At 41.8% G+C, this 19367-nt stretch carries 15 protein-coding genes; 14 read left to right on the top strand and 1 reads right to left on the bottom strand.

Annotated features, from left to right (window positions below; translation table 11 throughout):
- The first annotated feature begins 147 nt into the window (after nucleotides 1-147).
- The 14 genes from ADG81_RS00330 to ADG81_RS00265 all read left to right on the top strand — a co-directional run bounded on the left by ADG81_RS00330 (nucleotide 148) and on the right by ADG81_RS00265 (nucleotide 15070).
- Nucleotides 148-906 carry an isoprenyl transferase gene (locus tag ADG81_RS00330; RefSeq protein WP_049550574.1) on the top strand — a complete coding sequence of 253 codons (759 nt, stop codon included), beginning with the start codon at nucleotides 148-150 and terminating at the stop codon, nucleotides 904-906.
- Between the two features lie 8 nt (nucleotides 907-914).
- The gene (locus tag ADG81_RS00325; protein ID WP_049540615.1) at nucleotides 915-1718 is read left to right on the top strand and encodes a phosphatidate cytidylyltransferase; all 804 of its coding nucleotides are present in this window, start codon (nucleotides 915-917) and stop codon (nucleotides 1716-1718) included.
- 21 nt (nucleotides 1719-1739) lie between these two features.
- Nucleotides 1740-2999, top strand: a complete 1260-nt coding sequence (gene rseP / locus ADG81_RS00320) for an RIP metalloprotease RseP (RefSeq protein WP_049550573.1) — start codon at nucleotides 1740-1742, stop codon at nucleotides 2997-2999.
- 12 nt (nucleotides 3000-3011) lie between these two features.
- On the top strand, nucleotides 3012-4865 hold the full coding sequence (locus ADG81_RS00315) for a proline--tRNA ligase (protein WP_049550572.1): 1854 nt from the start codon (nucleotides 3012-3014) through the stop codon (nucleotides 4863-4865).
- A gap of 98 nt (nucleotides 4866-4963) precedes the next feature.
- Nucleotides 4964-6343 carry a 6-phospho-beta-glucosidase gene (gene bglA / locus ADG81_RS00310; protein ID WP_049550571.1) on the top strand — a complete coding sequence of 460 codons (1380 nt, stop codon included), beginning with the start codon at nucleotides 4964-4966 and terminating at the stop codon, nucleotides 6341-6343.
- A gap of 192 nt (nucleotides 6344-6535) precedes the next feature.
- Complete coding sequence (glmS, locus tag ADG81_RS00305) at nucleotides 6536-8344, top strand: glutamine--fructose-6-phosphate transaminase (isomerizing) (RefSeq protein WP_049550570.1); 1809 nt, start codon at nucleotides 6536-6538, stop codon at nucleotides 8342-8344.
- 119 nt (nucleotides 8345-8463) lie between these two features.
- Nucleotides 8464-9513 carry an LLM class flavin-dependent oxidoreductase gene (locus ADG81_RS00300; RefSeq protein WP_049550569.1) on the top strand — a complete coding sequence of 350 codons (1050 nt, stop codon included), beginning with the start codon at nucleotides 8464-8466 and terminating at the stop codon, nucleotides 9511-9513.
- A gap of 219 nt (nucleotides 9514-9732) precedes the next feature.
- Nucleotides 9733-10740: a uroporphyrinogen decarboxylase family protein gene (locus ADG81_RS00295; protein ID WP_080977993.1), complete on the top strand. Its 1008-nt coding sequence runs from the start codon at nucleotides 9733-9735 to the stop codon at nucleotides 10738-10740.
- Between the two features lie 9 nt (nucleotides 10741-10749).
- Nucleotides 10750-10953, top strand: coding sequence for a hypothetical protein (locus ADG81_RS00290; RefSeq protein ID WP_020902709.1), 204 nt, complete (start codon nucleotides 10750-10752; stop codon nucleotides 10951-10953).
- 2 nt (nucleotides 10954-10955) lie between these two features.
- Entirely contained in the window at nucleotides 10956-11954 is a 999-nt protein-coding gene (locus ADG81_RS00285) for a uroporphyrinogen decarboxylase family protein (RefSeq protein WP_020902710.1), read from the top strand.
- An 11-nt stretch (nucleotides 11955-11965) separates the two neighbouring features.
- Nucleotides 11966-12844 carry a transporter substrate-binding domain-containing protein gene (locus tag ADG81_RS00280; protein ID WP_049550567.1) on the top strand — a complete coding sequence of 293 codons (879 nt, stop codon included), beginning with the start codon at nucleotides 11966-11968 and terminating at the stop codon, nucleotides 12842-12844.
- Between the two features lie 33 nt (nucleotides 12845-12877).
- Nucleotides 12878-13570: an amino acid ABC transporter permease gene (locus tag ADG81_RS00275; RefSeq protein ID WP_004256697.1), complete on the top strand. Its 693-nt coding sequence runs from the start codon at nucleotides 12878-12880 to the stop codon at nucleotides 13568-13570.
- A gap of 3 nt (nucleotides 13571-13573) precedes the next feature.
- Nucleotides 13574-14296 (top strand): amino acid ABC transporter permease, encoded by a 723-nt coding sequence (locus ADG81_RS00270; RefSeq protein WP_033686286.1) that lies wholly within the window; start codon nucleotides 13574-13576, stop codon nucleotides 14294-14296.
- Between the two features lie 9 nt (nucleotides 14297-14305).
- Complete coding sequence (locus ADG81_RS00265; RefSeq protein ID WP_004256702.1) at nucleotides 14306-15070, top strand: amino acid ABC transporter ATP-binding protein; 765 nt, start codon at nucleotides 14306-14308, stop codon at nucleotides 15068-15070.
- Between the two features lie 75 nt (nucleotides 15071-15145).
- Here ADG81_RS00265 and ADG81_RS00260 read toward each other — a convergent pair whose 3' ends face one another.
- Nucleotides 15146-19042 carry a pullulanase gene (locus ADG81_RS00260; protein WP_049550566.1) on the bottom strand — a complete coding sequence of 1299 codons (3897 nt, stop codon included), beginning with the start codon at nucleotides 19040-19042 and terminating at the stop codon, nucleotides 15146-15148.
- Nucleotides 19043-19367: the final 325 nt, after the last annotated feature.

Below are 19367 nucleotides of genomic sequence, written 5' to 3'. Positions count from 1 at the left end.
AGCTAGCCGCAGGCTGTACTTGAGTACGGCAAGGTGAAGCTGACGTGGTTTGAAGAGATTTTCGAAGAGTATAAATAGCTTAGTGATAGAAGAAAATAGGGAAATATGGTATAATGAAACGATAGATTTTTGAATAGGAATAAGATCATGTTTGGATTTTTTAAGAAAGATAGGGCTGTGGAAGTAGAGGTTCCGACACAGGTTCCTGCTCATATCGGCATCATCATGGATGGCAATGGCCGTTGGGCTAAAAAACGTATGCAACCGCGAGTCTTCGGACATAAGGCGGGCATGGAAGCATTGCAAACTGTGACCAAGGCAGCCAACAAACTAGGCGTTAAGGTTATTACGGTCTATGCTTTTTCTACAGAAAACTGGACCCGTCCAGATCAGGAAGTCAAGTTTATCATGAACTTGCCAGTAGAGTTTTATGATAATTATGTCCCAGAATTGCATGCGAATAATGTTAAGATTCAAATGATTGGGGAGACAGACCGCCTGCCTAAGCAAACTTTTGAAGCTCTGACCAAGGCTGAGGAACTAACTAAGAACAACACAGGATTAATTCTTAATTTTGCCCTCAACTATGGTGGACGTGCTGAGATTACACAGGCTCTTAAGTTGATTTCTCAGGATGTTTTAGATGCCAAAATCAACCCAGGTGACATCACAGAGGAATTGATTGGTAACTATCTCTTCACCCAGCATTTGCCTAAGGAGTTACGAGACCCAGACTTGATTATCCGTACCAGTGGAGAATTGCGTTTGAGCAATTTCCTTCCATGGCAGGGAGCCTATAGTGAGCTCTATTTTACGGACACCTTGTGGCCTGATTTTGACGAGATGGCCTTGCAGGAAGCCATTCTTGCCTACAATCGTCGTCATCGCCGATTTGGAGGAGTTTAGGAGGAAATATGACACAGGATTTACAGAAAAGAACCTTGTTTGCAGGGATTGCCCTGGCTATTTTCCTACCAATTTTAATGATTGGGGGACTCTTGCTGCAGATAGCAATTGGAATCATAGCCATGCTAGCCATGCATGAACTTTTGAAGATGAGAGGTCTAGAGACCATGACGATGGAGGGTCTCTTAACCCTCTTTGCAACCTTTGCCTTGACCATTCCCTTGGAGAATTACCTGACTTTTTTGCCAGTTGATGGGAATGTGGTTGCCTACAGTGTTTTGATTTCAATTATGTTAGGAACGACTGTTTTTAGCAAGTCTTATACGATTGAGGATGCTGTTTTCCCGCTTGCTATGAGTTTCTACGTGGGCTTTGGTTTTAATGCTTTACTAGATGCTCGCGTTGCAGGTTTAGATAAGGCTCTATTGGCCTTGTGCATCGTCTGGGCGACAGACAGTGGTGCCTATCTTGTTGGGATGAACTATGGTAAACGAAAATTAGCTCCGACAGTTTCTCCAAATAAAACCTTTGAGGGTGCCTTGGGTGGTATTTTAGGTGCTATTTTAGTAACTATCATCTTTATGATGTTTGACAGTACAGTTGCTCTTCCGTATGGAATTTACAAGATGTCAGTCTTTGCTATTTTCTTTAGCATTGCTGGACAATTTGGTGATTTACTAGAAAGTTCGATCAAGCGTCACTTTGGTGTCAAGGATTCTGGGAAATTTATTCCTGGACATGGTGGTGTTTTGGATCGTTTTGATAGTATGTTGCTTGTATTTCCAATTATGCACTTGTTTGGACTCTTTTAATCAAAAGACGGAGGAAATACTATGCTCGGAATTTTAACCTTTATTCTGGTTTTTGGGATTATTGTAGTGGTGCACGAGTTCGGACATTTCTACTTTGCCAAGAAATCAGGGATTCTAGTGCGTGAATTTGCCATTGGTATGGGTCCCAAAATCTTTGCTCACATTGGCAAGGATGGAACGGCCTATACCATTCGAATCTTGCCTCTGGGTGGCTATGTTCGCATGGCCGGTTGGGGTGATGATACAACTGAAATCAAGACAGGAACTCCTGTCAGTTTGACTCTTGCTGATGATGGTAAGGTTAAGCGCATCAATCTTTCAGGTAAAAAATTGGATCAAACAGCTCTTCCTATGCAGGTGACCCAGTTTGATTTTGAAGACAAGCTCTTTATCAAGGGCTTGGTTCTGGAAGAAGAAAAAACATTTGCAGTGGATCACGATGCAACGGTTGTGGAAGCAGATGGTACTGAGGTTCGGATTGCACCTTTAGATGTTCAATATCAAAATGCGACTATCTGGGGGAAACTCATTACTAATTTTGCAGGCCCTATGAACAACTTTATCTTAGGGGTTGTTGTTTTCTGGATTTTAATCTTCATGCAGGGTGGTGTCAGAGATGTCGATACCAACCAGTTCCATATTATGCCCCAAGGGGCCTTGGCTAAGGTGGGAGTACCAGAAACGGCACAGATTACCAAGATTGGTTCACATGAGGTTAGCAACTGGGAAAGTTTGATTCAGGCCGTGGAATCAGAAACCAAAGATAAGACGGCCCCGACCTTGGATGTGACTATTTCTGAAAATGGTAGTGACAAACAAGTCACTGTTAGTCCGGAAGAAAGTCAAGGTCGTTACCTTCTAGGTGTTCAACCGGGGATTAAATCAGATTTTGTATCTATGTTTGTAGGTGGTTTTACAACTGCTGCTGACTCGGCCCTACGAATTCTATCAGCTCTGAAAAATCTGATTTTCCAACCGGATTTGAACAAGCTAGGTGGACCTGTTGCCATCTTTAAGGCAAGTAGTGATGCTGCTAAAAATGGAATTGAGAATGTCTTGTACTTCTTGGCAATGATTTCCATCAATATTGGGATTTTTAATCTTATTCCGATTCCAGCATTGGATGGTGGTAAGATTGTGCTCAATATCCTGGAAGCCATTCGCCGCAAACCATTGAAACAAGAAATTGAAACCTATGTCACCTTGGCCGGAGTGGTCATCATGGTTGTCTTGATGATCGCTGTGACCTGGAATGACATCATGCGACTCTTTTTTAGATAACCGAGGAATATTATGAAACAAAGTAAAATGCCTATCCCAACGCTTCGCGAAATGCCAAGCGATGCTCAAGTTATTAGCCATGCTCTTATGTTGCGAGCTGGTTATGTTCGCCAAGTTTCAGCAGGTGTTTATTCTTACTTACCACTTGCCAACCGTGTGATTGAAAAAGCCAAAAATATCATGCGCCAAGAATTTGATAAGATTGGTGCCGTTGAGATGTTGGCTCCTGCCCTTCTCAGTGCAGAATTGTGGCGCGAATCAGGTCGTTACGAAACTTATGGTGAGGATCTTTACAAACTAAAAAACCGTGAAAAATCAGACTTTATCCTAGGTCCAACTCACGAAGAAACCTTTACAGCTATTGTCCGTGATTCTGTTAAGTCTTACAAGCAATTGCCACTTAACCTTTACCAAATCCAACCTAAGTATCGTGATGAAAAACGCCCACGTAATGGACTTCTCCGTACACGTGAGTTTATCATGAAGGATGCTTACAGTTTCCACGCTAACTATGATAGCTTGGACAGTGTTTACGATGAGTACAAGGCTGCTTATGAGCGTATTTTCACTCGTAGTGGTTTAGACTTCAAGGCTATCATTGGTGACGGTGGAGCCATGGGTGGTAAGGATAGCCAAGAATTTATGGCCATTACACCTGCTCGTACAGACCTTGACCGCTGGGTTGTCTTGGACAAGTCAGTTGCCTCATTTGATGAAATTCCTGCAGAAGTGCAAGAAGAAATCAAGGCAGAATTGCTTAAATGGATGGTTTCTGGTGAGGATACCATTGCTTACTCAAGTGAGTCTAGCTATGCGGCTAACTTGGAAATGGCAACAAACGAGTACAAACCAAGCAACCGTGTTGTCGCTGAAGAAGAAGTAACTCGTGTTGCAACGCCAGATGTTAAATCAATCGATGAAGTTGCAGCCTTCCTCAATGTTCCAGAAGAACAAACAATTAAAACCCTCTTCTACATGGCAGATGGTGAGCTTGTTGTAGCCCTTCTAGTTGGAAATGACCAACTCAATGAAGTTAAGTTGAAAAACCACTTGGGAGCAGATTTCTTTGACGTTGCAAGTGAAGAAGAAGTGGCGAATCTTGTTCAAGCAGGATTTGGTTCACTTGGCCCAGTTGCTTTGCCAGAGAATATTAAAATTATTGCAGATCGTAAAGTGCAAGATGTTCGCAATGCAGTTGTCGGTGCTAACGAAGATGGCTACCACTTGACTGGTGTGAACCCAGGTCGTGATTTTACTGCAGAATATGTGGATATCCGTGAAGTTCGTGAGGGTGAAATTTCTCCAGACGGACAAGGTGTCCTTAACTTTGCGCGTGGTATCGAAATTGGTCACATCTTCAAACTCGGTACTCGCTATTCGGCAAGCATGGGGGCAGATGTTTTGGATGAAAATGGTCGTGCTGTGCCAATTATCATGGGATGTTATGGTATTGGTGTCAGCCGTCTCCTTTCAGCAGTGATGGAGCAACACGCTCGCCTCTTTGTTAACAAAACGCCAAAAGGTGAATACCGTTATGCTTGGGGAATCAACTTCCCTAAAGAATTGGCACCATTTGATGTGCACTTGATTACTGTCAATGTCAAGGATGAAGAAGCGCAAGCCTTGACAGAAAAGCTTGAAGCAAGCTTGATGGGAGCTGGTTACGAAGTCTTGACAGATGACCGTAACGAACGTGTCGGAGTCAAATTCAGTGATAGCGACTTGATTGGATTGCCAATCCGTATCACTGTTGGGAAGAAAGCGGCCGATGGCATCGTAGAAGTTAAGATTAAAGCGACTGGTGATACTATCGAAGTTCATGCAGATAACGTGCTTGAAACGCTTGAAATTCTCAGCAAGAAATAAAAACTATAATCAGAAGAAAAACAAGGAAAAAATGTAACTAGTTTTTACCTTGTTTTTTCTGTATAATGGGAAAAATGAGTAGATAAAGAGGTAAATGTATGCTAAGATTTCCAAAGGATTTTGTCTGGGGATCCTCTACTTCTGGACCACAAACAGAAGGACATGTAGCTGGTGACGGTAAGGGAGATAATCTCTGGGATTATTGGTACCAAGTGGAGCCAAATCGTTACTATAATGGGATTGGTCCAGATAAGGCATCGACCTTTTATGAAAATTGGGAACAGGATATCGAGCTACTGGTAGAAACTGGTCATACAGCCTTTCGGACTTCTATTCAATGGTCACGGATTTTTCCACAAGGGCGTGGCAAAATCAATGCTCAAGGTGTGGATTTCTATCGTAAGGTTTTTGAAGCTATTAAGGCCAAAGGAATTCGTCTTTTAGTCAATCTCTATCATTTTGATCTGCCTTTTGCTCTTCAAGAAGATGGTGATGGTTGGGAAAATAAGGCGACTGTCTCAGCTTATGAAGACTATGCTCGTTTTTGTTTTGAGACTTATGGAGATTTAGTAGATCAGTGGATTACCTTTAACGAACCAATCGTTCCTGTAGAATTTGGCTATTTTTATGATGCTCATTATCCACATAAGGTGGATGCAGAGGCAGCCGTTAAAGTAGCCTATCATACACAATTGGCTAGCAGTCGGGCAGTCAAGGCCTGTCATGAACTCTTGCCTAATTCCAAGATCGGGATTGTCCTCAACTTGACACCGGCTTATCCACGTAGCCAGCATCCTGCTGATGTCAAGGCTGCTCGTATTGCGAACCTTTTTCAGGCCCAATCTTTCTTAGATCCGTCTGTTTTGGGGACTTATCCACAGGAATTGGTAGAAATCTTGTATGAACACGGCCTCTTACCTGATACTACGGAGGAAGAGTTGGAACTCATTCGTGATAATACGGTGGACTTCCTTGGTGTTAACTACTACCAACCTTTGCGTGTTATGGCGCCTCGATTTGCTAAGAATCCAGAGAGTCCGCTCTTGCCAGAACATTTTTACGAACCTTATGTGATGCCTGGACGTAAAATCAATCCTCACCGTGGCTGGGAGATTTATGAGCAAGGGATTTATGACATTGCCCAAAATATCAAGGAAAATTATGGCAATATTGAGTGGATGTTGACAGAGAATGGTATGGGTGTTGAGGGGGAAGAAAAATTCCGTCAAGATGGAATGATTCAAGATGATTACCGTATTGACTTTGTAAAAGGTCATCTTGGTGAACTTCACCGTGCTATTGAAGACGGAGCCAATTGTAAGGGTTACTTGATTTGGACATTTATCGATTGTTGGTCATGGCTCAATAGTTATAAAAATCGCTATGGTTTGGTCGAATTAGACTTGGAAACGCAAGAACGTCGTCTGAAAAAATCAGGGCACTGGTTCAAGGAATTAAGCGACAATAATGGATTTTAAAAAGGACTCTGACTGATTATCCTAATTGGTCAGAGTTTTTTTGATTTCAGGAAGTTGATTTGAACTATACCAATTTTTACTCTTGACAAGTGAAAGAAACAAGTATATACTGTTTTTGCTGATTCTATAAAAGAGGAATTAGACTATACCAATTTTAAGGAGAAAGCACAGCTTGCCTGTGTCGTATATACTATGTGTGGAATTGTTGGTGTTGTTGGAAACACAAATGCAACTGATATTTTGATTCAAGGGCTTGAAAAGCTCGAATACCGTGGCTATGATTCTGCTGGGATTTTTGTCCTAGGTGGTGCTGAAAACCATCTAGTCAAGGCTGTAGGCCGTATCGCAGAATTATCTGCTAAGACAGCTGGTGTTGAGGGAACGACTGGTATCGGACATACTCGTTGGGCAACTCATGGAAAACCAACTGAGGATAATGCTCACCCACACCGCTCTGAGACGGAGCGTTTTGTCTTGGTTCACAATGGGGTGATTGAGAACTACCTTGAAATCAAGGAAGAATACCTTGCAGGTCACCACTTTAAGGGGCAAACAGATACTGAAATCGCCGTTCACTTGATTGGAAAATTTGCGGAAGAAGATGGTTTGTCAGTTCTTGAAGCCTTCAAAAAAGCTCTTCACATCATCCGTGGTTCTTATGCCTTTGCCTTGGTTGACTCACAAAATCCTGAAGTGATCTATGTGGCTAAGAATAAATCACCACTTTTGATTGGTCTTGGGGAAGGCTATAACATGGTCTGCTCAGACGCCATGGCTATGATTCGTGAGACCAACCAGTACATGGAAATCCATGACCAAGAGTTGGTCATCGTCAAGGCTGATAGTGTAGAGGTTCAAGACTATGATGGTAATGGTCGTGAGCGTGCTAGCTATACTGCTGAGCTTGACTTGTCAGATATCGGTAAGGGAACTTACCCTTACTACATGCTCAAGGAAATTGACGAACAGCCAACGGTTATGCGTAAACTCATCCAAGCCTACACAGATGAGGCTGGTCAAATTGTCGTAGACCCAGCTATTATCAAGGCTGTTCAAGATGCAGATCGTATTTACATTCTTGCAGCTGGAACATCTTACCACGCAGGATTTGCTTCGAAGAAGATGTTGGAAGAATTGACTGATACACCAGTTGAACTTGGAATCTCTTCTGAGTGGGGCTACGGTATGCCACTTCTCAGCAAGAAACCACTCTTCATTTTTATCAGCCAATCTGGTGAAACAGCGGATAGCCGTCAGGTTTTGGTCAAGGCTAATGAAATGGGAATCCCAAGTTTGACAGTGACAAATGTCCCAGGTTCAACCCTTTCACGTGAAGCCAACCATACCATGCTCCTTCATGCAGGTCCTGAAATTGCCGTGGCATCCACTAAAGCCTATACAGCACAAATCGCAGCCCTTGCCTTCCTGGCAAAAGCAGTCGGAGAAGCAAATGGAAATGCCAAAGCGAAAGACTTTGACTTGGTTCATGAGTTGTCAATCGTAGCTCAGTCTATCGAATCAACTCTTTCAGAGAAAGAAACCATCGAAGCCAAGGTTCGTGAGCTTCTTGAAACAACTCGCAACGCCTTTTATATCGGACGTGGTCAAGATTACTATGTAGCCATGGAAGCAAGTCTCAAACTCAAAGAGATTTCTTACATCCAGTGTGAAGGCTTTGCGGCAGGAGAACTCAAGCACGGGACTATTGCCTTGATTGAAGAAGGAACGCCTGTCTTGGCCCTCTTGTCAGATCCAGTTCTTGCCAACCACACTCGCGGAAATATCCAAGAGGTGGCAGCCCGTGGTGCCAAGGTTCTCACTATCGCAGAAGAGAATGTAGCCAAAGATACAGACGATATCGTCCTTACGACTGTACACCCTTACCTCTCACCAATCTCAATGGTTGTACCAACGCAATTGGTCGCTTACTTTGCAACACTCCACCGTGGACTTGATGTGGACAAACCACGTAATCTTGCTAAATCAGTAACGGTAGAATAAACTAAAAAAAGTCTAGTTATCTAGGCTTTTTCTTGTGAGCAAATCGGTTGCTTGTAGTCAAGATTCATGTTAGAATAATTTTTCAAATTGAAGGAAAGAAATAGACGGGGATAATAACAATGGTAGAATTGGAAATTTCAACATTTGGGGAAACAACGGTGCTTGAAGGGACTGGGCAGACTTACAGTTATGCTGAACGCATTCGCCAGTTGCTGGCAGAGATTGAACTGGCTGACAAGGTTGGTTTGGATGTGTATGGGATTGGTGAGCACCATCGAGCGGATTTTGCGATATCTGCGCCAGAGATTGTTCTGGCAGCTGGGGCAGTCAATACCAAGAAGATTCGTTTGACCAGTGCAGTCAGCATTCTCTCAAGTATGGATCCGATTCGATTGTTCCAACAATATGCCACTATCGATGCTTTGTCAAATGGACGTGCGGAGATTATGGCCGGAAGGGGTTCTTTCACGGAATCTTTTCCCTTGTTTGGCTATGATTTGAAAGACTACGAAGCTCTTTTTGATGAGAAATTAGACTTGCTTCAATTAGTCAATGAAAAGATAAAACTAGATTGGCAAGGTCGATTGACCCAAACAATCTCTGGCAAAGAAGTTTATCCTCGTCCAGTTCAGGACAAATTGCCCTTGTGGATAGCGACAGGTGGTCATGTCGAATCAACTGTGAAGATTGCTCAGGCTGGTCTACCGATTGTTTATGCTATTATTGGTGGCAATCCGCGTTATTTTAAAAAGTTGATTCAGGCTTATCGTGAGATTGGGAGCGAAGCGGGCTATGCCAGTCAGGAACTAAAGGTTGGAGCTCATTCTTGGGGATGGATTGCTGAGGATGGCAAGCAGGCGGTGAAATATTATTTCCATCCGACCAAGCAAGTGGTGGATGCTATTTCTAAAGATCGTCCGCACTGGCAGGAATTGCGTTATGAGCAATATTTGGAGCAAGTTGGGCCAAATGGTGCTATGTTTGTGGGCAATCCAGATCAGGTGGCCGAAAAATTGATTCGTATGATTGAAGACTTAGGTTTGGACCGCTTCATGCTCCATCTACCGCTTGGTTCCATGCCCCATGACCAGGTTCTGAGAGCTATTGAACTATTCGGAATGCAAGTGGCACCCAAAGTACGGGAATACTTTGCCATGAAAGAGGCTTAATAAAAAATCCTAATCAGGCTGATAAAAAATCTATATAACAACTATTTTAAAAAAGCAATAAACAAAAAAGAATCTCTGAAAAGCTAGTAAAATCAAGCTTTCCAGAGATTTTTTCGTTATTGATATAAACAATATCAATCAAGTCGATAGTCAATATATATTGGGAAAAGGTCAAAAGGAGTGGTAAGATGGTTTCAATCCAAATGGAAGGAGAAAAGTATGACAAGTAAAAGAGAGCTAGTTTTTAAAGCCATCCGAGGAGAAGAGGTGGAACGAGTTCCTGTAGGCTTTTGGTTTCATTTTGTAACACTGGAGGAAAAAGGGCAAGGTTTAAATAACCCACGTATCTTTCAAAAAAGTGTAGAGGGACATCGGAAGTACGTTGAAAGAATTCATCCTGATTTTGTCAAAATGATGAGTGACGGATTTTTCATTTATCCAAGTGATGTCTACAGTCCTTTGGTTTCAAGTATTCAGGAGCTGGCTTCTATTGAGTCGATTGGTGAAAACCATCCTTGGATTCAGCAACAAGTAGAAGTGGTACAAGCTATTCGAGCAACCTTCACTGAGGACATTGCTTCATTCTACAATATCTTTTCTCCGATTTCCTACCTGAAACGTTGGTTTCGTACAGAGACTTCTAGAGGTGATAAGGAGGTTGCTAATCTATTACTCGAAAATCCAGAGCTATTCAGGGAGATTTTAGATGTAATAGCTGAGGATATCGCAATCCTAACCAAGGCAATCATTCAGGATTGTGGAGCAGATGGGATTTACCTCAGTACACAAGAAATTCAGGATGAGCGCATCACAGCAGAATTGTATCAGACCTATATTGAGCCAAGCAACATAAAGGTTTTAGAAGCTGCTAATCAGGCAGGTGGGGTCAATATCCTGCATATCTGCGGTTTCCAAGGTGCCAGTAACAATGTGACTATTTTCAAAGATTATCCAGCCCAAGTTTTCAATTGGGCAACCCACCATGAAGCAGTCAGCTTACCTCAAGGTCAGGAGCTATTTCATGGCAAAGCGGTCTTGGGTGGTTTTGAAAATGGAAAGCAGAGCCTGCTTTATGGAGGTAGCAAGGCTAAACTACAAGAGGAAACCAAACGCTTGTTGGCTGAAGCTGGGACTAGAGGAGTCCTTCTTGGAGCGGATTGCACGGTTCCAGATGACTTTGAATTAGAACGATTGGACTGGATTCGTCAGGCTGCTATTTTAGAATAGGAGGGCCTTATGAAAAGAAAAAAGTGGCTATTGGTAGGGACGGCCCTCGGCTTTGTCATCTTACTTGCGATCAGTCTTACAAAGGGACTTGCTTGTAAGGAAGGGCCAAGATGTCATGGAATTCAGGATTTTCAGAAGGGAAGTCTTCCCTTTATTCAAACCAATGATATTGCCAGTATTTTATTAGTTGAAAAAGAAAGAAATGGAGAATAGAGATGTCAGAAAAAAGAGAATGGGTTTTAAAAGCATTTAGAGGAGAAGCTGTCGATCGTGTGCCAGTCGGTTTTTGGCACCACTTTACATCAGAAGAGGAATGGTTAAAGGGATTTTCAAATCCAGTGATTATTGAAAAGAATATACAAGGTCACAAACGTTTTATCCGTGACCTACATCCAGACTTTATCAAGTTGATGAGTGATGGCTATTTTGCTTATCCAAATCCAGTTATTGCCAAAGGAAAGTCACTCCAAGAGTTGGCAGAGATTCAACCTCTGGGTGAAGATCATCCGTGGATTAGAGAGCAGGTAGAATTAGTGAAGAAGATTAAGCAGGAGTTTACTGAAGATATTGTTGCCATTTACAATATATTTGCGCCTGTGACCTACCTCAAATGGTTACTTGGAGAAGTGTCTGGCGGAGATGATCTCATTGCAGATTTCTTAGTTCAAGATTCTCAGAAATTGAAAAAAGTACTTGATGTAATTGCGCAAGATATCGCTAGCTTGAGTCAAGCTATTATTAAAGATGCAGGAGCAGACGGTATTTATCTCAGTGTGCAAAGTATTCAGGATGCGCGTGTTTCTGTTGAAGACTATCAGGAGATTATTGCGCCGAGTGAACTGACTGTTTTAAATGCAGCTAAGTCGGTTGGTGGGGTAAATATCCTTCATATCTGTGGCTATGAAGGAGCTCGAAACGATATTCATATCTTTGCCGACTATCCAGCTCATGTTTTTAACTGGGCAGTTGGTCCAGAAGGAATTAGCCTAAAAGAAGGTCGTGAGATTTTCAAGGGTCGTGCTGTTCTGGGAGGATTTGAAAACGGTAAAGATGGCCTTCTCTATCGAGGCAGTAAGGAAGAAATTCAAGCTGAAACCAAACGCTTGATAGAAGAAACAGGAAAAGAGGGCTTCATACTTGGAGCAGATTGTACCATTCCGAGTGATATTGTAGTGGAGCGTATCCAGTGGGTGAGAGAGGCATTGGCTAAATAAAGGAGAAGAATATGAGTAAGAAAACATGGATTATTGGTGGAGTTGCAGTTGTGGCAGTTCTTGGAGCAACGATTATTGGTAGAACTTTGGCGGGAGCATCTGCTAAAGGTGCAGATGCAGCTTCATCTGGACAAGTAACAACTTTAAAAGTTGCCCATACTCAAAACTATGTCCCTTATGATTTTATTGACGAAAAAGGGGAATCAGATGGTTATGAAGTTGCTGTTTTAAAGGCGGTTGATGAGAAATTAGCAGATTATAAATTTGAGTATACTGGAACGAGTGATGATGATCTCTTGATTGGACTTGAGTCTGGCAAGTACGATATTGGAACTAAAGGTGCTTGGTATACAGATGAACGGGCTAAGAAATTCATTATTCCATCTGAGCCAGTAGGAGCCAGCATTATTGGTTTTACTGTTAGAAAAGAAGATGAAGCCAAATATAAGAATATTGATGATTTCGCCAAAAATAAAGGAAAATTAGTACCCATCTCTCCTCAAAATGCCCAGTGGAATGTCATCAATAGCTATAATGACAAGCATAAGGATACACCAATTGAGTTGACAGCTGCTGAATCATTCAAGGTGGCAGATGCTTATGCTTGGGTTTTAGAAGGACGATACGATGCCTTCTTTGATATCAAGTTGTCTTTTGAAAAAGCAGTGACAGCAGAGGATGGTTCTTACCACCAATATGCGGACAAACTTAGCTGGTTCCCTTATAAAGGAATCCCAACCTATCCATTGATTCACCGTGATGAAAAGGGCGAGAAGTTTGCTAAAGAGTATGAAAAAGCGATTAAAGAATTAAAAGAAGATGGAACTCTAGCTAAACTTTCTCAAAAATACTTTAAAGAAGATGTCTTTAGCTACGTTGATAAAGATTAGATGAGCAATCAGGTATGTTAGAAAGAGGTTTACATGGTTTCATATGATTTTTCAAGAGTGTTCCAATTTTTACCCACCTTATGGCAGGCTCTTCCTATGACCTTGTCCATTCTCTTTTTTACTACAATTCTTGGTTCCCTTTTCGGTGGCTTATTGGCTTGGGCTCAAGTGGGAGAAGATAAGACTTTTGCAGGTCTTTCTAAGGGTTATATTTTCACTCTTCGCTGTACTCCTCCTATTGTTTTACTATTCCTTGTCTTTTATGGTTTACCTGAATTTTTAAAATGGTGGTTGAATTTAGATATCAACAACTGGTCTAAGACGGTCTTCGTCTTATTCACCATGGTCTTGCTATTTGCGGCTATCATTGCAGAAGTGTTTAAGGCTTCTTATCAGGCAATTCCCAAAGGTCAGATGGAAGCTGGAGTCAGTATTGGTCTGACCCCTAGTCAGACATTTTGGAGAATCATTTTTCCTCAGGCTTTTCAAGTGGCTCTTCCAAATATGACGACCGCTATTCTAAATTTGATGCGGGACGCTGCCCTAGCATATACGATTGGTTTTGTGGATGTCATGGGGGCTGGGAATCTCTTAATCAGTCGTAATTTGGGGAATTACTCTCTTGAAACCTATACAGCGGTTGCCATTCTTTATTGGGGTGTAGCCTTAGCTGTTTCCTTCTTGAGTCGCTTGTTAGAAAAATCTTTGGAAACGAAAGGGAGATAGGATATGGATTTAGACTATATTGCAAAAACCTTTTTAGAGACCTTAAAAGGGGTACCGACCACCTTGATTATCATGATTGTAGCCATGGTCTTAAGTTTTCTACCAGCCTTGTTTTTAGCTCTGGGACAAATATATAAAGTCAAAGGTGTTCGAACTTTCTCTCTCGTGTATCTAGCTTTTATAAGAGCAACACCTCCGATTTTGCTGATTCTTTTCTTTTATAGTTTGTTTCCGAGTTTGCTCAATCAATTTCTCAAAAGCATAGGAAGTGATGTTGATATCTTTAAACTCAATCCGATCTATTATGCTTTTATTATCTATAGTTTGATGACGACAGGTAGTTTATCAGAAATCTTACGTTCGGCTATTTTGACTGTGGATAAGGGACAATTAGAAGCTGCACAAGCGATTGGCTTAACCACTAGTCAAGCTTATGTGAGGATTATTTTTCCACAGGCCTTGCGATCAGCCCTGCCCAATCTGGCTAATCTAGTTATAAATATTGTAAAAGGAACCTCTTTGGTCTTTGTGATGACCATTAAGGATATTACAGCTATTGCCCGTGTTGAAGCATCTTATGGTTATCAGTATTTTGAATCCTATTTTGTGATCTTTTTACAGTACATTCTTATTTGCGGATTGATTCAATGGGGCTTTTCAATCTTAGAGAAACGCTATATTCGAAGAGAACAGGGACAAGTGGTGCCCCGTACAGGTTTAGCATAGGAGGAGACAATGTTACAAGTAGAACATGTTGCAAAAAAATTTGGAGACAGACAAGTCCTAGAAGATGTTAATCTCAAGGTCAACCAAGGGGATGTGGTTGTAATATTGGGGCCATCTGGATCAGGTAAAACGACTTTTCTCAGATGTCTCAATCATTTAGAAAAAGCCGATAGTGGCTCTTTGAAGCTTGCTGATAAAGAATACGATCTTGGCAAATTGACCAAAAAAGATATTTTAGAAATTCGCCAGAAGACTGCCTTTGTTTTTCAACATTATAATTTATTTGCTAATAAAACGGCCTTGGAAAATATTTTGGAGGGCTTGATTATTGCTCGGAAAATTCCTAAGGAAGAAGCAACCAAACGTGCGGAAGCTGCCTTAGAAAAAGTTGGTTTACTAGCTTATAAAGATTACTATCCCTCTCAGCTTTCTGGAGGCCAGCAACAACGAATCGGCATTGCGCGTGCCATCGCTGTGAAACCAGAGGTCATTTTATTAGATGAGCCAACATCGGCCTTGGATCCAGAGTTGGTAGGGGATGTTTTAGATGTTTTAAAACAGTTAGCTAAAGAAGGGGTTACTATGGTAGTAGTGACACATGAGATGGGGTTTGCAAGGGATGTGGCCAACCATGTCATTTTTATGGATGGCGGGAAAATTGTTGAAGAAAATAATGCCCATGATTTCTTTAGTCGTCCAAAAGAAGAACGAACCAAGCAATTTTTGGCACGAATACTTTCGGATGCGACCTATAGTGTAGAATATATGATTTGATAGATAGGCTTATCAGAGCAAAAATCAATCCCCCGAGCGTTAAGGCTTGGGGGATTGTTCTATAGGAGGGCTAGTTTAGTTCTCTTTTTTGTTTTTTAGCAAGAACCCGAGACCGAGAAGGGCAAGGAGGCTGATTCCTGCGAACAGGAGTTTGTGATCGTTTTTGGTTCCTGTATTTGGAAGTTCAGCTTGTTTAGCTGGGGTTGCAGGTGTATTATCCTTGCTAGAGTTTTCTACCGATTCGTTTTGAACCACCTCTTTTACAGATGATGCTTGTGTTTCTTGTGCTGGTTGTTCAGCTTGTGAATCAGCTGTAGCTTGGCTAGGTTTATTTTCTGCATCAGCTACTTTTGCATCTGGTTTTGCAGAATCAGGTTTAGTTTGTGGAGCTGGAGTTTGCTGTTCCGGTTTGACTACTCGGTTTGACATATTGTCTTGGATATTATATTGCCCTTGTTCTTGTTTTAAGCTAGAAAGGTCAAATTCTGGTTTTTCTTCCACAGCTGGGGCAACGATGGCACCGCCTTGAGAGATTCTAAGAACAGTAGCTGTAAGGGCATTTAATTTCAAGCCTTTTTCAGTCCATTCGAGTCCTTTCGGGTTGGCAATTCCTACTGGCCCTGCTTGGTTTTCATCTGCTAAAACTTCAGCATTTCTGAGGTGGGCAAAGGCAGTTCCCAAATTAAATTCGCGAGCTTTTTCGTCCGCATTGACAAAGACTGCGTAGATGTCTCCATTTGGAGCAGTGATTTGGTAGCCAATTACTACGTCCTCTTTTGCCACACCATTTTGGCCTGGGACAGTGATGAGGTGGACACGGTCTTTGATATCTTGGAGACTCTTAAGTCGGAAGGCATCTGTAGATTGACGAAGAGCAATCAACCCTTTCATATAGTCACGGCTCTTGACATTTTCAGGATATGCTTTTCCATCTGTAGCCTTAGTCCAGTCAAACTTGTTAATAGCATCACTCGAATCGTAAGAGTCATGGATGAAGTAAGGATAGTCAAATGGATTGCCGTCCTTATCACGCAACAAGTGAGATTTGTTTGGAACCTTATCCTCCGATACTGGAGTCTTGTAGGCTGGGTCACGGAATTGTTTAGTACGTCCGTATTCCTGACCAGAGTGGATAAACGGAGTTCCTTGAGATGTCAAGACCATGAGGTTTCCAAGTCGCAAACGACGGTGGATTTCAGCATAGTTCTCAGCCTTGCTTGGGTCTTTTTTGATAGACTGGGCGATGATGTCAAAGAGGGTCAAGTTATCATGGGCTGCGATGTATTGGATGACATCTCCAGGGCTGTCAGCTTCAAAGTTGGTTGGTTGAGCAATGATATTTTTGAAGATGGTGTTGATATCACGCTTGCCACCTGTGATAAAGGCAGGTTGACCTTCGTTTGGATAACCAGACTTGAGGTTGTTACGAATGTCATCTGAAAAGACAGCGACTGTATCGGTATGTTTCATCCAATCTTGGTCAGCAGCTTTAGTAGGCATGTTCTCATCACCTGCATAGGTTCTCCAACCTTCACCAAGCATGATTAAGTGTGGATTGAGGGCGCGTGCGGCCTTGTACGCTTCTTCAATAGAAGCTGCATCATGGTCTCCCATCATATCGAAGCGGAATCCATCCACTTTGTAGGTATCAACTAGATATTTGATAGAGTCAACTAGGAGTCGTTTGGTCATATGGTGGGTTGTCCCCAAGCGTCCACCACCAAAGCTAGTGCGAGGTGTCCCATCAGCATCCATAAAGTGGTAGTAGTTTGGCTCTAAATCTTCAAAGATATCGACCTTGGCTGTATGGTTATACACTACATCTAGGATAGCTCCCATACCACGTTTGTGGATCTCGTTGATGAGGTTTTTAAATTCTGCGATTCGTTTTTCTGGATTTTTAGGATCGCTTGAATACATACCAGTCAAGGAGAAGTAGTTTTGAGGATCATATCCCCAGTTATAGTTGCTGTTGCTTGAAGCATAGTCAGACAAGCGTTCATGGTTTTTCAATTCATTGACAAAGTAGTAAGACAAGACTGGAAGGAGCTGGATGTGGGTTACACCCAAGTCTTTGAGATAGTCTAGTTTTTCAATAAAGGCTTCAAAGGTACCAAATGGTTTGGTTAAGTCTTTTGCAATGGCAGGATCTGAAGTAAAGTCACGCACATGAGCTTCGTAGATAACGGCATCTTCACGAGTCTTGAAATTGTGAATCTTACCATAAGTCAAGTCTTGAGGTCCGAGTTTGGCTGGATCTACAAAGGCGGCTTTAGCCACTTTATGGGCATCGTCAATCTTAGCATCGTCACTATTCCAAGCAGCGAGGGACTTAGCGTAAGGATCGAGTGCAAGAACAGTTTTACCTTGACGTTCGATTTGGTATTGATAATAGTATCCAGTGAAATCTGTGATTCCGAGTTTGTTTGTGCTATCTAGAGTTTGTTTCCAAGTTCCTCTTTCCCCTTTTTCAAGAGCGACAGTTCCAACCACTTTTTCAGGGTTATTCTTGTCGTAGACAACGACAGAAACCTTGCCAGCACTTGGTGACCAAAGGGTTAAATCAACTTGTTTTCCTTCTTCTTTTAGGTCAGCTCCAAGTTTGCCATCATAACTGTAAGTCTCATCTTTCAGACGCCAGCTTGTTTTGGTAGTGAATTGGTCAGCGTTGTAGCTCACGGTATAAGGATGTTTTGTGTCCGAGAAATCTCCACTGTAGGTCACTTTCTTACCAGCTTCATCGATTGCAACATCGGTGATAGCTACTTTATTTCCTAGGTGATTAGTGATGTTGGAGTGTTTGAGGATATCCTCTTTTTTAGCACCGACAAGTGTTGAAAAACTACTCTCAATGCTAGAAGTGCCTACGTGTTGGGCTCCTGTCATACGGATATCATGGACATAGTATGGATTTGTGTAAATCGATTCATCATCGTCTTTTAGGAAAATTTGGCTATGATTTTTTAAATCTGTGAACTTATAATCTTCTTTACGGATTTTCACATCGTCTCCTTGTTTGTTTCTGTCTAGTAATAAAAATCCAAGGTCTTTAGCTGCATCTTTGAGTGGAATATCGATATAGCGACCATATTTGCCTGTAGCCGTAAAATCTGTTCCGTTAGGCCATTCACCACTACTTGGATTTTTCACATCTCCCCAGTACCAGAGAGATTTCTTGTCATAGTTGCCATCTGTACGGTAGTAGTTGACGCGAATAGTTCCTGCAGGTTGTGGCTCGTAAGAGAAAACCTTGTGTTCTTGGTCCAACCAAGCCTCATTCATATTTGGTGCCAGTTTTTCTATCGATTTATCGCCGGTTAGATTTTTCCCAGCTGTATTATTGATGAGGAAGCTAATTTTCTTGGCTTGTTCTCCCTTTAATTTGACATCTAGGTAGTAGCCATAGTCATCTTTTTTGGCATCCTTAAAGGACAAGGCTCCGTTAGGCCAGTTTTCAGATGGTTTTTCAACATCGTCCCAAGTCCATAGTCCTTGAGCATCCTTGTTTTCTTCAGGAAGCTTTTTGACATGGATACGGAAGTAGTTGTCTTCTATTGGTTCTTCTGCCTTAGTTTCAGTCGTTACTGGACTCGTAGAAGTAGTTGGTTCACTTGAACGATCTTGTCCGGTTTGTGGGGCTGAATCGGCGGGAGTTGCAGCAGGAGTAGTTGGCTCTGTTGCAGGTTTTTCTTCTGTTTTCTTTAGGGAAGCGTTTGCACTATCGGGTGAAGAAAAATCGCTTTCGTTCTTGCCAGCGATGTTTGTTGCATCAGTAAGAGGTTGAGTAAGGGAGGTCGTATTTCTGTTGCTGGGTTCGTTAGTGGTTGGTGTATTTTCGTTTGCTGAGATAGTTGGTGTAGCCATGGCAAGCAGAATAAGGCTTGCTCCAATAAGGACAGAACCAGTTCCATTTTTGAGGGAACGGATGCTGTAGACCATTTTTTTCTCAGTTTGAGATGGTATTTTTCTCATAATGATTCTCCAATCAATAAATTTCTATCATCAGTATAGCACTTAGTAAAATAAGATGCAAGCGTTTTCCTAAAATTAAAATAAAAGAAAAAATCGCAACAAATTTTGTTACGATTAAGCCAGTATTTCTTATAGGAAAAGATTTTGTCAAAAAATCGTTAATCCCCTTGAAAAATCTAGCTAAATAGGGTATAATATGAGTAATCATTTGTCGTAGGTTTTGTCTGAAATATTGTCCAGACAAGGCTCACAGCAGTTAAATCTTCTGAAAAAGTCAGATTTAGCTGCTCTTTTTGTGCTTTTTTTCAGGATTTTGAGTATTTGT

It is taken from the genome of Streptococcus pseudopneumoniae (genome assembly GCF_001070815.1).
Taxonomy (GTDB): Bacteria; Bacillota; Bacilli; order Lactobacillales; family Streptococcaceae; genus Streptococcus; species Streptococcus pseudopneumoniae_P.
Note: the sequence above shows the minus strand (reverse complement) of the source record. Positions and strands in the feature narration are given on the sequence as shown.

Coding starts and splice junctions, on each gene's coding strand:
- ADG81_RS00330 (WP_049550574.1), top strand. CDS start 148: ATGTTTGGATTTTTTAAGAAAGATAGGGCTGTGGAAGTAGAGGTTCCG.
- ADG81_RS00325 (WP_049540615.1), top strand. CDS start 915: ATGACACAGGATTTACAGAAAAGAACCTTGTTTGCAGGGATTGCCCTG.
- rseP (WP_049550573.1), top strand. CDS start 1,740: ATGCTCGGAATTTTAACCTTTATTCTGGTTTTTGGGATTATTGTAGTG.
- ADG81_RS00315 (WP_049550572.1), top strand. CDS start 3,012: ATGAAACAAAGTAAAATGCCTATCCCAACGCTTCGCGAAATGCCAAGC.
- bglA (WP_049550571.1), top strand. CDS start 4,964: ATGCTAAGATTTCCAAAGGATTTTGTCTGGGGATCCTCTACTTCTGGA.
- glmS (WP_049550570.1), top strand. CDS start 6,536: ATGTGTGGAATTGTTGGTGTTGTTGGAAACACAAATGCAACTGATATT.
- ADG81_RS00300 (WP_049550569.1), top strand. CDS start 8,464: ATGGTAGAATTGGAAATTTCAACATTTGGGGAAACAACGGTGCTTGAA.
- ADG81_RS00295 (WP_080977993.1), top strand. CDS start 9,733: ATGACAAGTAAAAGAGAGCTAGTTTTTAAAGCCATCCGAGGAGAAGAG.
- ADG81_RS00290 (WP_020902709.1), top strand. CDS start 10,750: ATGAAAAGAAAAAAGTGGCTATTGGTAGGGACGGCCCTCGGCTTTGTC.
- ADG81_RS00285 (WP_020902710.1), top strand. CDS start 10,956: ATGTCAGAAAAAAGAGAATGGGTTTTAAAAGCATTTAGAGGAGAAGCT.
- ADG81_RS00280 (WP_049550567.1), top strand. CDS start 11,966: ATGAGTAAGAAAACATGGATTATTGGTGGAGTTGCAGTTGTGGCAGTT.
- ADG81_RS00275 (WP_004256697.1), top strand. CDS start 12,878: ATGGTTTCATATGATTTTTCAAGAGTGTTCCAATTTTTACCCACCTTA.
- ADG81_RS00270 (WP_033686286.1), top strand. CDS start 13,574: ATGGATTTAGACTATATTGCAAAAACCTTTTTAGAGACCTTAAAAGGG.
- ADG81_RS00265 (WP_004256702.1), top strand. CDS start 14,306: ATGTTACAAGTAGAACATGTTGCAAAAAAATTTGGAGACAGACAAGTC.
- ADG81_RS00260 (WP_049550566.1), bottom strand. CDS start 19,042: ATGAGAAAAATACCATCTCAAACTGAGAAAAAAATGGTCTACAGCATC.